At 75.1% G+C, this 13,339-nt stretch carries 16 protein-coding genes; 7 read left to right on the top strand and 9 right to left on the bottom strand.

Going from position 1 to position 13,339, the window contains the following annotated elements:
• Nucleotides 1-120 precede the first annotated feature (120 nt).
• Together FN207_RS23305 and FN207_RS23300 are read left to right on the top strand one after the other, a co-directional pair.
• Nucleotides 121-624: a phage holin family protein gene (locus tag FN207_RS23305; protein WP_142460838.1), complete on the top strand. Its 504-nt coding sequence runs from the start codon at nucleotides 121-123 to the stop codon at nucleotides 622-624.
• A complete protein-coding gene (locus FN207_RS23300; RefSeq protein WP_142460837.1) occupies nucleotides 621-1,574 on the top strand; it encodes an alpha/beta fold hydrolase in 954 nt (317 codons plus the stop codon). Before FN207_RS23305 ends, FN207_RS23300 begins: the two co-directional genes overlap by 4 nt.
• Before the next feature lie 13 nt (nucleotides 1,575-1,587).
• Here the strand turns inward: FN207_RS23300 and FN207_RS23295 are convergent, their stop codons facing one another.
• From FN207_RS23295 to nth, 5 genes are read right to left on the bottom strand one after another with little or no spacing between them, the layout of a single operon-like run.
• Nucleotides 1,588-2,769, bottom strand: a complete 1,182-nt coding sequence (locus tag FN207_RS23295; protein WP_142460836.1) for a MarP family serine protease — start codon at nucleotides 2,767-2,769, stop codon at nucleotides 1,588-1,590.
• Between the two features lie 3 nt (nucleotides 2,770-2,772).
• On the bottom strand, nucleotides 2,773-3,225 hold the full coding sequence (locus FN207_RS23290) for a cupredoxin domain-containing protein (protein ID WP_246066304.1): 453 nt from the start codon (nucleotides 3,223-3,225) through the stop codon (nucleotides 2,773-2,775).
• Complete coding sequence (locus tag FN207_RS23285) at nucleotides 3,222-3,992, bottom strand: NUDIX hydrolase (RefSeq protein ID WP_246066303.1); 771 nt, start codon at nucleotides 3,990-3,992, stop codon at nucleotides 3,222-3,224. The genes FN207_RS23290 and FN207_RS23285 overlap by 4 nt, the downstream gene beginning before the upstream one ends.
• Nucleotides 3,989-4,579 (bottom strand): TlpA family protein disulfide reductase, encoded by a 591-nt coding sequence (locus FN207_RS23280; RefSeq protein WP_246066302.1) that lies wholly within the window; start codon nucleotides 4,577-4,579, stop codon nucleotides 3,989-3,991. The genes FN207_RS23285 and FN207_RS23280 overlap by 4 nt, the downstream gene beginning before the upstream one ends.
• Nucleotides 4,576-5,358, bottom strand: a complete 783-nt coding sequence (gene nth / locus FN207_RS23275) for an endonuclease III (protein ID WP_246066300.1) — start codon at nucleotides 5,356-5,358, stop codon at nucleotides 4,576-4,578. The genes FN207_RS23280 and nth overlap by 4 nt, the downstream gene beginning before the upstream one ends.
• Nucleotides 5,359-5,450: 92 nt before the next feature.
• Between nth and FN207_RS23270 the strand changes: the two genes are divergently transcribed.
• Both FN207_RS23270 and FN207_RS23265 read left to right on the top strand, forming a co-directional pair.
• Entirely contained in the window at nucleotides 5,451-5,690 is a 240-nt protein-coding gene (locus FN207_RS23270) for a hypothetical protein (RefSeq protein ID WP_142460834.1), read from the top strand.
• A 151-nt stretch (nucleotides 5,691-5,841) separates the two neighbouring features.
• Complete coding sequence (locus tag FN207_RS23265; RefSeq protein ID WP_142460833.1) at nucleotides 5,842-6,516, top strand: Crp/Fnr family transcriptional regulator; 675 nt, start codon at nucleotides 5,842-5,844, stop codon at nucleotides 6,514-6,516.
• Nucleotides 6,517-6,745: 229 nt separating this feature from the next.
• Here the strand turns inward: FN207_RS23265 and FN207_RS23260 are convergent, their stop codons facing one another.
• Genes FN207_RS23260 through sp36 form a run of 3 tightly spaced genes read right to left on the bottom strand, consistent with a single transcriptional unit; the run spans nucleotide 6,746 to nucleotide 8,200 of the window.
• The gene (locus tag FN207_RS23260) at nucleotides 6,746-7,540 is read right to left on the bottom strand and encodes an NUDIX hydrolase (protein WP_142460832.1); all 795 of its coding nucleotides are present in this window, start codon (nucleotides 7,538-7,540) and stop codon (nucleotides 6,746-6,748) included.
• On the bottom strand, nucleotides 7,537-8,016 hold the full coding sequence (locus FN207_RS23255) for a RidA family protein (protein WP_142460831.1): 480 nt from the start codon (nucleotides 8,014-8,016) through the stop codon (nucleotides 7,537-7,539). Before FN207_RS23255 ends, FN207_RS23260 begins: the two co-directional genes overlap by 4 nt.
• 10 nt (nucleotides 8,017-8,026) lie before the next feature.
• The gene (gene sp36 / locus FN207_RS23250; RefSeq protein ID WP_110908346.1) at nucleotides 8,027-8,200 is read right to left on the bottom strand and encodes a Sp36 family protein; all 174 of its coding nucleotides are present in this window, start codon (nucleotides 8,198-8,200) and stop codon (nucleotides 8,027-8,029) included.
• 96 nt (nucleotides 8,201-8,296) lie between these two features.
• On the opposite strand from sp36, the gene bagA reads away from it, so the two are divergent.
• From bagA to FN207_RS23235, 3 genes are read left to right on the top strand one after another with little or no spacing between them, the layout of a single operon-like run.
• Entirely contained in the window at nucleotides 8,297-9,286 is a 990-nt protein-coding gene (bagA, locus tag FN207_RS23245; RefSeq protein WP_142460830.1) for an ATPase BagA, read from the top strand.
• Nucleotides 9,283-10,539, top strand: coding sequence for an ATPase BagB (gene bagB / locus FN207_RS23240; protein ID WP_246066298.1), 1,257 nt, complete (start codon nucleotides 9,283-9,285; stop codon nucleotides 10,537-10,539). Before bagA ends, bagB begins: the two co-directional genes overlap by 4 nt.
• 41 nt (nucleotides 10,540-10,580) lie before the next feature.
• Complete coding sequence (locus FN207_RS23235; protein ID WP_142460829.1) at nucleotides 10,581-12,800, top strand: transglycosylase domain-containing protein; 2,220 nt, start codon at nucleotides 10,581-10,583, stop codon at nucleotides 12,798-12,800.
• 33 nt (nucleotides 12,801-12,833) lie between these two features.
• Here the strand turns inward: FN207_RS23235 and FN207_RS23230 are convergent, their stop codons facing one another.
• Nucleotides 12,834-13,286 (bottom strand): GatB/YqeY domain-containing protein, encoded by a 453-nt coding sequence (locus FN207_RS23230; protein WP_110908344.1) that lies wholly within the window; start codon nucleotides 13,284-13,286, stop codon nucleotides 12,834-12,836.
• Nucleotides 13,287-13,339 lie beyond the last annotated feature (53 nt).

Below are 13,339 nucleotides of genomic sequence, written 5' to 3'. Positions count from 1 at the left end.
ACCGTGCCGGCTCCCCGTGCACGAGAGGGGGAGCCGGGACGCGCGCCCGGCGATCATGGGGGACGATCCTCGGCAGGCCGTCCGCGGCCCGTCCGACAGTCCGATCAGGGAGGAGCCCCCGTGGCCCACAGCGCGTCGTCCACCCAGCCCGCCGCGCGGCATGCCGCCAGCGCCGACCCCTCCGTGGGTGCGCTGGTGCAGAGCGCCATGGCCGACGTCTCCACGCTCGTCCGCGCGGAGATCGAACTGGCCAAGACCGAGATCAGCCGCTCGGCGAAGAAGGCGGGCGTCAGCGTCGCGCTGTTCACCGTCGCGGGGGTGCTGCTGGCCTTCGCCGGCATCTACCTGTTCGTCATGATCGCCGAGTTCCTCACCTGGCTCGGCCTGCCCCGCTGGGTGTCCTACCTCATCGTCACCGCCGGCCTGCTGCTCGTCGCCGGGCTCGCGGCGCTGATCGGCCTGCGGATGATCAAGAAGATCGACAAGCCCGAGCGGACGATGGAGTCGCTGCGCGAGCTGCCCGACGTCATGCACCGCGAGGAGCCGGGCCAGCGCCGTCGCGCGCTGCCCACGGTGAGCAACGGGCGCGTCGAGCGGCGCTCCCCCGACAGCTACCTGGTCTGAGCGCCGGCACGACCGGGGGCGCTCCCGCGGACGAGCGGCCCGACGCCACCAGCGTCCTGCTGCCCGGCCCCTGGATCCACCGCGACGCCTCGGCCAACGGCGTCCGGCTGCACCTGGCCGAGGCCGGGGAGGGCCCGCTGGTCCTGCTGCTGCACGGCTTCCCGCAGTTCTGGTGGGCCTGGCGGGCGCAGCTGCCCGTGCTCGCCGCGGCCGGCTTCCGGGCGGTCGCGCCGGACCTGCGCGGCTACGGCGCCAGCGACAAGCCGCCGCGGGGCTACGACCTGCCGACGGCGGCCAGCGACGTCGCCGCGCTCGTCCGTGCCCTGGGCGAGCGCGACGCCGTCGTCGTCGGGCACGACTGGGGCGGGCTGGTCGCCTGGACGATGGCCGCGCTGCACCCGCGGGTCGTGCGCCGGCTGGTCGTCGTCTCGATGGCCCACCCGCGGCTGCTGCGGGGCGGGCTGCGCGACGCCCGCCAGCGCAGGGCGCTGCGCCACGTCCTGGGCTTCCAGCTGCCGCGGCTGCCCGAGCGGCGGCTGACCCGCACCGACGACGACCCGGTGGCGGAGTTCCTGCGCCGGTGGGCCGGGCCCGACTGGACGCAGACCACCGACTTCGCCGAGGCGGTGGAGCGCTACCGCTCGGCCGCGCGGATCCCCCAGGCGGCCTACGGGTCGATGGAGTACTTCCGCTGGGCCGGGCGCTCGCAGCTGCGGCCCGACGGGCTGCGCTACGCCCGCCGGATGGCCGCTCCGGTCACCGCGCCGACCCTGCAGCTGCACGGCGGCGCCGACCCGCTCGTGCTGCCGCGGACCGCCCGGGGCTCGGGCCGCTACGTGGCCGGCGCCTACGAGTGGCGCGAGCTCCCCGGCATCGGCCACTTCCCGCCCGAGGAGGCCGCGGCCGAGATCGGCACCGCCATCGCCGACTGGAGCACGGACCCCCGCTGACCCGGGCGGAGCCTCATTCGCAGGGGCCGGTGTCGACCTCGGCGGTCGCGGTGGCGCCGGCGCGGGCGGCCGGCGCGACCTGCTGGGCGGTGAGCGCGTACCCGGTGGACGGGTCGTCGATCGCCGAGGCGAAGACCACGCCGAGTACCTGCCCGACGGGGTCGAACAGCGGCCCGCCGGAGTTGCCGGCGCGCACCTCGCCGAAGAGCGCGTAGACGTCGCGCTGCACCGTGCGCGTGTTGCGGAAGTCCGGGCCGCTGATCGGGCCCTGGTCGCGGACGCGGGCCGGGCCGACGAACAGCTCGCCGCCGCCGGGGTAGCCCATGATGATCGCGGAGTCGCCGGTGTCGGAGACCTCCGGGGCGAAGGCCAGCGCCACCTGCGGCAGGTCGGGCACCGCGAGCACCGCGATGTCGACCTCCTCGTCGACGTAGACCGCCGTCGCCTCGTACTCCTCGCCCTCGGCCTCGACCACCGGGTCGTCGACCCCGGCGAGGACGTGCGCGTTGGTCATCACCCGGCCGGGCGCGTAGACGAAGCCGGAGCCGTCGATCTGCCGCGAGCACGACGGCGCGATGCCGCTGATCTTGACCACGGAGCCCTGCACCTGGCCGACGACCGGACTGCTGGCCAGCGCCGCGTCCGGCGCCTCGACCTCGCGGGCCTGCGTCGGCGTGAGCGGGTCGAGGACGTCGGGCAGCCCGCGCCGGTCGATCGCCTCGTGCAGCGAGTCGTAGACCGCGCGCACGCTGTCGGGCACGGCCCGGTCGACCGCCTGCACCAGCGCCGAGTTGCGCACCTGACCGGCCAGCCCGGGGAACGGGGAGGTGGCCAGCGGGGTGGCCACCATCCACGCCACCAGCAGCACCGCCACAGCCGACACCACCGCGCCGGCCACGGAGTCGAGCACCTCGGCCGGCTCCCAGGTGACCCGGCGGCGCACCGCCCGCCCGATCGCGCCGGCCAGCACCTGGCCGAGCAGCGCCCCCGCCAGGACGACGACGAGCGCGGCGAAGACCCGGGTCACCGGCGACCCGTCGAGCCGGTCGGCGACCGGCCCGGACAGCTGCGCACCGAGGACGGCACCGCCGAGGAAACCGAGGAAGGAGGTGGCCGACACCACCAGGCCCTGGCGGAAGCCGGAGAAGGCGAAGACCAGGGCGAGGATGATGAGGGCGAGGTCGACCAGCGACATGGCTCAGCCGCGCACCGTCATGACGCCGGTCTGGCCGAGCTGGACGTGGAAGCTGCACTCGAAGGGGTGCTCGCCGGGCGCGGTGACCTCGAACTCGATCGTCTCGGTGGCGCCGGCGGCCAGCAGCGGGATCTCCTCGGGGATCTCCTCGACACCGGCGCCGGGCGTGAAGCGGAAGTTGTGCGTGGCCTGCGTGGCGGTGCTCTGCACGGTCAGCCGCACCCGGCCGGGCGCCACGGTGAAGGTGTCGGGCACGAACACGTAGTCGTCCGGCGTCTGGATGGTGACCTCCTGGACGCCGTCCTCCGCGACCGTCACGGTGCCCAGCGACGCGTCGCTGCTCGACGGTGCCGCGGCGGCACCCCCGTCGTCGGAGCCGCAGCCGGCCAGCACGCCGGCCGCCAGGACGACGCCGGTCAGCGCCGCCGGGAGGCAGCGCGTCCAGATTCCGCTCATCGGCGGGGAACCGTACGCGTCGCGGCGTCCCCGGGACCTGAGTCGGCCACCGTCGGCGCGGCGGCGTCCTCGGCGCCGCCCTCCCCCAGCGACCCGGGCGCGCCGGCGACCCGGGCGCCCGCCGACTCCAGCGGGCGGACGTCGCGCGCGTTCCACGGCCGGGCCAGGCCGGCGGCCTCGAGGACGGCGTCGAGCAGGCCCGCGGTGAAGCCCCACACGACCATCCCGGCGACGCCGAACGCCGGGCCGACGTAGCCGGCCGGATGGCGCACGCGGAACCGGTTGGCCGGGTCGGCGAGCTCGGCCAGCGGCACGCGGGCCACCCGGGCGACCTCCAGCGGATCGCCGACGATGACGTCGCGCGGGTCCTCCCACCAGCCGACGACCGGGACGACGAGGTTGTCCGAGGGCCCGAGGAACAGCTCGGGCAGCGTGGCGAGCACCCGGACACCGTCGGGGTCGACGCCGGCCTCCTCCTGGGCCTCCCGCAGCGCGGTGCCCACCGGGTAGTCCTCCCCCGGGTCGGCGCCGCCGCCGGGGAAGGCCGGCTGCCCGGCGTGGGTGCGCAGCCGCGCGGACTTCTCGATGAGCAGGACGTCGGCACCGCGCGGGCCCTCCCCGAAGAGGATGAGGACCGCCGAGCGGCGCGCGGTGTCGGTGGCGCCGCCCATGCGGTGGCGCAGCGGCAGGTCGCCGGCCGCGGTCACCAGCCGCTGCAGGTAGCCGGGCAGGCCGGTGGTGTCGGCGCCGGGCAGCAGACCGGTCACAGCGCCACCCCGAGGTGCTCGGCGACCAGGCCGCGCAGCTCGTCGAGGGACTCCACCGACCCGGTCCGCACGAAGGCCACCGCGCCGTCGGCGTCGAGGAACACCGTGTGCGGCAGGCCGCGCAGTCCCAGGGCTGCGGCGACGTCGCCCTGCCCGTCGAAGGCGCCGGGGAGCGTGACGCCGGCGTCCGCGGCGAAGGAGGCCGCCTGCGGGACGCCGTCCTGGCTGATGACGCCCACCACCCGGACGCGGTCGCCGGCGAGGTCGGCCAGCTGCTGCACCAGCGGCAGCTCCTCGCGGCACGGACCGCACCAGCTCGCCCACAGGTTGAGCACGGTGGGCGTGCCGGGCGCGCGGCCGAGGTCGAGCGTGCCGCCGGTGAAGCACTCGATCGGCGCGACGCCCGCCAGGTCGCCGTCGGCCGCCGGCCGGTCGGGCTGCTCCGGGCAGGCCGCCAGGTCCGTCTGCGTGCCGGCGACGGTGGCCCGCTGCGGGGTGTCGGGCTCGTCGCCCTCGCCGGAGGCCGTGCACGCCGACAGCGCCAGCCCCAGGCCGAGCAGCAGCGCGGCCGTGCGGCGGGCGCTCACTCGGTGTCCGACGCCGCGGGCGTCTTGACCAGCTTCAGCGCCACCTCGGGGTCGGTGGGGCCGATGCCGTAGGAGGGGCACCAGCGCGCCAGCCCGCACGCGCCGCAGGCGGCCTTCTTGGCGTGGCACACCCGCCGGCCGTGGAAGATCACGCGGTGGCTGAACATCGTCCAGTCGCGCTTCGGGACGAGCTCGGCGATCTCCGCCTCGACCTTGACCGGGTCCTCCTCGGCGGTCCACCCGAAGCGGCGGACCAGCCGGCCGAAGTGGGTGTCGACGGTGAGCCCCGGGACGTCGAAGGCGTTGCCGAGGACGACGTTCGCCGTCTTGCGGCCGACGCCGGGCAGCGTGACGAGGTCGGCCATGCGGCCGGGGACCTCGCCGTCGAACCGCTCGACCAGCGCCTGCGCGAGCCCGAGGACCGAGGTGGCCTTGGCGCGGAAGAAGCCGGTGGGCTTGAGGATCTCCTCGAGGTCGCCGCGGTCGGCACCGGCCAGCGCCACCGGATCCGGGTACTTCGCGAACAGCGCGGGGGTGACCCGGTTGACGGTCTTGTCGGTGGTCTGCGCGGACAGGACGGTGGCCACCAGCAGCTCGAAGGCGTTGGTGAAGTCGAGCTCGCAGTGCGCGTCGGGGTGGATCACCGCGAGCTCGCGGGCCATCCGGCGGGCGCGGCGGGTGCGGGCCAGGGGCGTCTCGTCCGGGTCGAACGGCACCTCGGCCGGACGGCGGGCGGGTGCGCGGCGCGCTGCGGGGCGCGCGTAGGCCGGCGTGGACACGCGGTCGAGGGTATGCGTCACCGGCGACGGTCCCGGTCCCGTGTCATCATCGCGACACAGGCCTGCTCGCAGCGACCGGACAGGAGGTGGACGTGGTCGCGCTCATCGTGATCCTCTTCCCGCCCATGGTCATCGCCTTCCTGCTGGTGATGGAACGGGTCGAGGAGCCGCTGCGCCGGCCGACGTCGCCGCGCGAGGTGGCCGAGTTCCTCGACTCCGCGACGCCGGGCGAGGTCGACACCCTGGCCGCCTCGGGCATCCGCCGGGCGATGGCGCGCTGGCGCCGCCGCCGCCGTTCCCGCGTCCGCCAGAGCACCGACTCCCTCGTCTAGGCCGCGCCGGCGGGGCCCGGACTCACCCCGCGGGGGTATGCCGCGTGTCTCCGAACGGGTGACCGTGGGCACAGCCCCCTAGACTCGCCGTGGACGCGGGTGCTGTCGGCCCGCACGTCGAGCGAGAACTGTGGGGTGGAGAGGACACGTGGTGGACGAGGTGCTGGCCCAGTCGGGGCTCTTCCAGGGGCTCTCGGAGGAGGCCGTCGACCCGGTCGCCAGTCGTCTGGAGACGACCACCCTGCCGCGGGGCCGGGTCGTGTTCAACGAGGGCGAACCCGGCGACAGCCTCTACATCGTGCTGAGCGGCAAGATCAAGCTGTCCCGCCGCTCCCCCGACGGCCGCGAGAACGTGCTCGCCGTCATGGGCCCCTCCGACCAGTTCGGTGAACTGTCGGTGTTCGACCCGGGCCCGCGCACGGCGACGGCCACCGCGGTGACCGACGTCAAGCTGGCCAAGATGCCGCAGTCGGTGCTGCGGCCGTGGATCGAGGCGCACCCCGAGGTCGGCGAGCGCCTGCTGCACGTGCTGGCCCGGCGGCTGCGGCGCACCAACGACTCGGTGGCCGACCTGATCTTCACCGACGTCCCCGGCCGCGTGGCCAAGGCGCTGCTGCAGATGGCCGACCGCTTCGGCAGCCGCGAGTCCGACGGTCTGCGCGTCAAGCACGACCTCACGCAGGAGGAGCTCGCCCAGCTGGTCGGCGCCTCCCGCGAGACGGTCAACAAGGCGCTGGCCGACTTCGTGCACCGCGGCTGGATCCAGCTGCAGGGCAAGTCGGTCGTCGTCCTCGACGAGGACCGCCTCCGCCGCCGCGCACGCTGATCCCCGTACGTCAGAGGCCCGGAACCGACACGGTTCCGGGCCTCTGACGTCCCACCCCGCTGACGCGAGGCGCCCTGCGGGGCGCGGGAGCGGCTCAGTGCAGCAGGGGGACGGCACCTGGCCGCGGGGTGTCGTGGCCGGTGGCGGGCCCGGAGGGTCCCCGCCGGACGCGACGGTCCGGCTCAGTGCAGCAGGGGGACGGCACCTGGCCGCGGTGTGACCCGGAGGGTCACGAGGGAAGCGGCACGACCAAGCCGATGCGGGTGCCGTCGGGGAGCTCGGCGAAGCGTCCCTCGGGCGTGGTCCGCAGCTCCGGCATGATCGGGTGCAGGGGCTCCGGTGGGGAGCCGGCCAGCGCGGCCGCGACGTCCGCGAACGCCGACAGCTGGCTCAGCGTGTGGATGGTCGGCGGCAGCATCGGCCGGGTGCCGGCGCGCATCTGCGTCAGCGCGGCCTCCGGCGTCAGCCAGCTGGCCTCGTCGGCCTCTCCCGAGACGTCCCGGGCCTCCTGGCCGACCGGCAGCGCCGCGGCGAAGAACCGGGTGTCGTAGCGCCGGGTCTCCTGGGGCGGCGTGATCCAGTGCGCGAACGGCCGCAGCAGGTCCGCGCGCAGCGCCAGCCCGCGGGTGGCCAGCAGCTCCGCCAGCGACAGCTCGCGGGTCAGCAGCGCCTGCCGCTGGGCCTCCCAGTCGTCCCCGGAGACGTCCGGGACGACGTCGCTGCCGTCGGGCGACCCGGCCAGCAGGACGCCGGCCTCCTCGAACGTCTCCCGGACGGCGGCGCACACCAGCTCCCGCGCGGTCCGCTCGTCGCAGCCGAGCGCCTGTGCCCACTCCGCCGGTGCCGGACCGGCCCAGGCGACGTCGGTGTCGCCGTCGCGCCGGTCGACACCCCCGCCCGGGTAGGCGGTCATCCCGCCGGCGAACGGCATGCCGCGGGTGCGGCGCAGCAGGTGGACCTCCAGGCCCTCGGCGCCGTCGCGCAGCAGCAGGACCGTCGCCGCCGGGCGGATGACCTCGGTCATCCGCGCAGTTCGACGGTGAGCTCGATCTCGACCGGGGCGCCCAGCGGGAGCTCGGCGACGCCGACCGCGCTGCGGGCGTGGTGTCCGGCCTCGCCGAAGACCTTGCCCAGCAGCTCGCTGGCGCCGTTGACCACCCGCGGCTGGCCGCTGAAGCCCTCGGCGCTGGCCACGTAGCCGACGACGCGCACGATGCGGGCCACGGAGTCCAGGCCGACCAGGTCGTCGATGGCGGCCAGCGCGTTGAGGGCGCACAGCTTGGCGTCGGCGGCGGCGTCCTCCGGGTCGACCGAGCCGCCCACCTTCCCCGTGCGCCGCAGCCCGCCGTCGACGAAGGGCAGCTGGCCGGAGGTGAACACCAGCTGCCCGGTGCGCACCGCCGGCACGTACGAGGCGACCGGCGCGGCCACCGGTGGCAGCCGGATGCCCAGCTCGGCGAGGCGGGCGCGCCAGCTCGGCGTCTGCGTCCCCTGCGTCATCGCCGCCGCCTCAGGACAGCGGGCGCTTGAGGTAGGCGACCGGCTGCTCGGGCCCGGTCGGCCCCGGCAGCACCGTCACCAGCTCCCAGCCGTCGGTGCCCCACGAGTCGAGGATCGCCTTGGTGTTGTGGATCAGCAGCGGGATGGTGGCGTACTCCCACCTGCGGCGGGCCGGTTCGCTCATGGGGGACGACGCTAGCGCAGGGCGGCGGCGCCCAGCCGGGGGTGCGCCCGGGCCGCGGCAGGCCGGAGGTCGCCGAGTGCTCCTAGGCTGGTGCGGGTGAGCCCCGACTTCCCCGTGCGCTGCCACGTCGTGACCGGCAAGGGCGGGACGGGCAAGACCACGGTCGCCGCCGCCCTGGCCCTGGCCCTGGCCTCCGAGGGGCGCACCGTCCTGCTGGTCGAGTGCGAGGGTCGGCAGGGCATCGCCCAGCTCTTCGACACCCCGCCGCTGCCCTACGAGGAGCGCCGGGTCGCGGTCACCCGCGGCGGGGGCGAGGTGCGGGCCCTGGCGATCGACGTCGAGGAGGCCCTGCTCGAGTACCTCGAGATGTTCTACAACCTCCGCCGGGCCGGCCGGGCGCTGCGCAAGATGGGCGCGGTCGACTTCGCCACGACGATCGCCCCGGGCCTGCGGGACGTGCTGATCACCGGAAAGGTCAAGGAGGCCGTCACCCGCCGCAAGGACGGCCGGCGGGTCTACGACGCCGTCGTGGTCGACGCACCCCCGACCGGGCGGATCACCAGGTTCCTCAACGTCACCGGGGAGATGTCCGAGCTGACCCGCTCCGGCCCGATCAAGACCCAGAGCGACGGCGTCATGGCGGTGCTGCGCTCCCCGCAGACCGCGGTGCACCTGGTCACGCTGCTCGAGGACATGCCCGTGCAGGAGACCGCCGACGCCATCGCCGAGCTCACCGAGGCGCGCCTGCCGGTGGGGTCGGTGATCGTCAACATGGCCAGCGAGCCGGTGCTCCCGGTGGACGCCCTCGACCGCGCCGTCGAGGGCGTGCTCACCGGCGCCGACCTGGCACCCGGGCTGGCGGCGAGCGGCCTGCCAGCCGACACCGACCTCGCCGAGGCGCTGGCCACCGAGGCGGTCGAGCACGCACAGCGGTGGGCATCGCAGGACGCGCTGCGCGACCGGGTGGAGAAGATGGACCGCCCGGTGGCGGAGCTGCCGCTGCTGCCCGGCCCGATGGACCTCGGGTGCCTGTTCGAGCTCGCCGGCCGGCTCGAGGAGCACCTCGGTGCGGAGGTGGCCGCGTGAGTGCCGCCGAGGAGACGACGCCCCGCCCGGCCCGCGCCGCCGCCCGCCCGGCGGCCGACCGGCAGGCGCCGGCGATGGACCTCGCCGCGCTGATCGAGGACGCCGACACCCGGATCGTCGTGTGCTGCGGCTCGGGCGGCGTCGGCAAGACCACGACGTCGGCGGCGCTGGCCCTGGCCGCCGCGGAGGCCGGCCGCCGGGTCGTCGTCCTCACCATCGACCCGGCCCGCCGGCTGGCGCAGTCGCTGGGCCTGGTGGAGCTGGACAACGAGCCGCGGCGGGTCGACGTCCCGGGGGCCGCGGGCGAGCTGCACGCGATGATGCTGGACATGAAGCGGACGTTCGATGACATCGTCGTCTCGCACTCGACGCCCGAGCGGGCCGAGCAGATCCTGGCCAACCCCTTCTACCAGACCCTGTCCTCGTCCTTCTCCGGGACGCAGGAGTACATGGCGATGGAGAAGCTCGGCCAGCTGCGCGCGTCCGACACCTGGGACCTGATCATCGTCGACACGCCCCCGTCCCGGTCGGCGCTGGACTTCCTCGACGCGCCCAACCGGATGAGCCGCTTCCTCGACGGCACGATGATCCGGCTGCTCACCGCCCCCGCGCGGGCCGGCGGGCGGGCCGGGTTCAAGTTCGCCACCGCCGGGTTCATGGTCTTCACCCGGATCATCAGCAAGGTCCTCGGCGGCCAGCTGCTGCGCGACATCTCCGCGTTCGTCAGCGCCCTCGACACGATGTTCGGCGGCTTCCGCGAGCGGGCCACCGCCACCTACGAGCTGCTGCGCCGGCCGGGCACGTGGTTCGTCGTCGTCGCGACGCCGGAGCCCGACGCGCTGCGCGAGGCCTCCTACTTCGTCGACCGGCTCTCCTCCGAGGGCATGCCCCTGGCCGGGCTGGTGCTCAACCGCACCCACCCGCCGGCGAGCACGCGGCTGTCGGCCACCCGCGCGGAGACCGCGGCGGAGGCCGCCGCCGAGGCCGGCGACGACGACCCGGCCGCGGCGCTGGCCGCCGGCGCGCTGCGGGTGCACGCCGAGCGGATGCTGCTGGCCGCCCGCGAGCAGCGGCTGGCCGACCGGTTCACCAGCGCCCACCCGGAGGTGGGCCTGCGGACCGTCTCGGCGGCCGCCGGCGACGTCCACGACCTCGACGGGCTGCGCACGATGGCCGAGGCCCTGACCGGCGCCGACGGCGACACGCCGACCGGCGTCCCGCGGACCCGGGTGCTGCCCGCGCGCCGCGCCTGATCCCCCTCGGAGGGTCGTCGCGCCCCGTACCCTTCCGGGTGATGTCTGCTGTCTCCCGCGCCCGGGTCCTGGGCAAGCTCGCCGCGATGATCGTGGTGGCCGGCGCACTCGTCGCCGGCATGCTCTTCCCCCTCGTCGGCGGCACCGGGCTGGCGGCACGCAACTCCGCGTCGCTGCTGGACGCGCTGCCGGTGGAGCTCACCGACGCCACCCCCGCGGGCAACTCCCGCGTGCTGGCCGCGGACGGTTCGCTGATCACGAACTTCTACGCGCACAACCGCACGGTGGTGGCCTCCGACCAGATCGCCGACGTCGTGAAGCAGGCGCTGGTCGACATCGAGGACTCGCGCTTCTACGACCACAACGGCCTCGACGTGCAGGGCACGCTGCGCGCCGCGGTGACCAACGTGGCCGCGGGCTCGGTCCAGGAGGGTGGCTCGACGATCACCCAGCAGCTGGTCAAGCAGACCCTGCTGGAGACCGCCGACAGCGCCGAGGAGCGGACGGCCGCCGTCGAGCAGGACGGCGTCGAGGGCCTGTCGCGCAAGCTGCGCGAGGCCCGGCTGGCGCTGGCGCTCGAGGAGACCTATCCCAAGGACGAGATCCTCACCCGCTACCTCAACATCGTGTACTTCGGGCAGGGCGCCTACGGCATCCAGGCCGCCGCCCAGCGGTACTTCAGCGTCAACGCCGCCGACCTGACCCTCCCCCAGGCCGCGATGCTCGCCGGGCTGGTGCAGAGCCCGACCAACGACGACCCGATCACCAACCCGGAGAACGGGCAGACCCGCCGCAACCAGGTGCTGCAGCGCATGTTCGACCTCGGCCACCTCGAGGGCACGACCCCCGAGCAGCTCGCCGCGCTCATGGCCGAGCCGGTGCAGGTCGCGCCCGGGGTCAGCCCCGCCAACGGCTGCATCGACGCCGCCGTCGGCGGGTTCTTCTGCGCGTTCCTGCAGCAGTACCTGACCCAGACGCTCGGCATCACCCAGGAGCTGCTCGACAACGGCGGCCTGACCATCCAGACGACGCTGAACCCGCAGCTGCAGACCCTCGGCGACCAGGCCGTCCTCAACACCCTGCCCATGGGCGCCGAGCTCGCCGGCATCTTCACCGCCGTGCAGCCGGGCACCGGCGCGGTCCTGGCGATGAGCGTCAACCGCCAGTTCGGCTGCGCGGACCCGCAGTGCGAGTCGGTCGTCCTCAACACCGTGGCCAGCCAGGGCGCCGGGTCCACCTACAAGGTGTTCACCGCCGCCGCCGCGCTCGAGGCCGGCATCCCGGCCAACACCGTGATCAGCACGCCGGGCAACCAGTACACCTCGCGGATCTACAACGGCCCGTCCTGCGGCGGCGACCGCGAGACGTCCAACGGCAAGTACTGCGTGCAGAACGCCGGCAACTACCCCGACACCCTCGACATGGTGGGGGCGCTGGTCCGCTCCTCGAACACCTACTTCCTCGCCCTCGAGGACCGCCTGGGCAGCGTCGAGGGCCCGGTGCGCATGGCCGAGCGGATGGGCATGGGCTTCGACCAGCCCAACCAGACGCCGGCCGACCAGATCATCGCCGAGAACCGGGGCTCGTTCACCCTGGGCGCGGAGGCCACCAGCCCGCTGGACCTGGCCAACGCCTACGCCACGCTGGCCGCCCAGGGCACCCAGTGCGACCCGGTGCCGGTGACCCAGGTGCTCGACCGCAACGGCCAGCCGCTCACCGGCGACGACGGCCAGCCGCTCGTGACCGGCGGCAACTGCACCCCCGAGGCCATCCCGGCCCCGGTCGCCAACACGCTGGCCAACATCCTCGTCGGCGACGTCGCCAACCCCGAGGGCACCGGCACCCGGGCCGCGGTGCCCGGCCACGTGATCGCCGGCAAGACGGGCACCTCGCAGAGCAACTTCTCCGCGGCCTTCGTGGGCGTCATGCCCGAGTACGCGGCCAGCGTGATGGTGCTCAACCCGAAGCGGAACCAGAACGTGGGCGGCTTCGGCGGCAACAAGCCGGCCACCATCTGGCACGACGCGATGGCGCCGTTCCTCGCCGACAAGCCGACGTCGGCCTTCGCGCCAGCCGACCCCGGGCTGATGGGCGCCGGCCGGCCGGCTCCGCAGCCGACCCAGCCGACGCAGGGCGCCGAGCAGCCGGCTCCCGACCAGGGCGCCGGCGACCAGCCCCCCGCCGAGCAGCCCGCCCCCGACCCGGGCACCGCGAACGGCTGGCCCGGCAACGGCGGCTGGGGCGGCGGCTTCGGGAACTAGCCGGTCGGGCGCCCCTCCCTCGCGGAGGAGCGCTCAGCCGAGCTGGCGGCGGACCTCCGCGGCCACCCGGGAGCCCTCGGCGCGGCCGGCGACCACGGCGTTGGCCGCGCCCATCACCTTCCCCATGTCCCGCATCCCGCTCGCGCCGGTGCGGGTGACCGCGTCGGCGACGATCGCGGCGAGGTCGGCGTCGTCGAGCTGGGCGGGCAGGTAGCCGGCGACCACCTCGCCCTCTGCCCGCTCGCGCGCGGACTGCTCGGCGCGGCCGGCGGACTCGAACGCCTCGGCGGCCTCCCGGCGGCGCTTGGCCTCGCGGCGCAGCACGCCGAGCACCTCGTCGTCGGACAGCTCCCGGGCCTCCTTGCCCGCGACCTCCTCCGCGCTGACCGCCGCGAGCACCATCCGCAGCGTGGCGGTGCGCAGCTCGTCGCGGGACTTCATCGCGGTGGTCAGGTCGGCGCGCAGCTGGTCCTTGAGGTCAGACACGCCCCCAGCCTGGCACGACGTCCCCGGCGGGGACCGGTCGGCGTCCGGCGCCC

The sequence above is a fragment of the Geodermatophilus aquaeductus genome, from assembly GCF_900182545.1.
Lineage (GTDB): Bacteria > Actinomycetota > Actinomycetes > Mycobacteriales > Geodermatophilaceae > Geodermatophilus > Geodermatophilus aquaeductus.
This window is presented reverse-complemented; position numbering and strand designations above follow the sequence as displayed.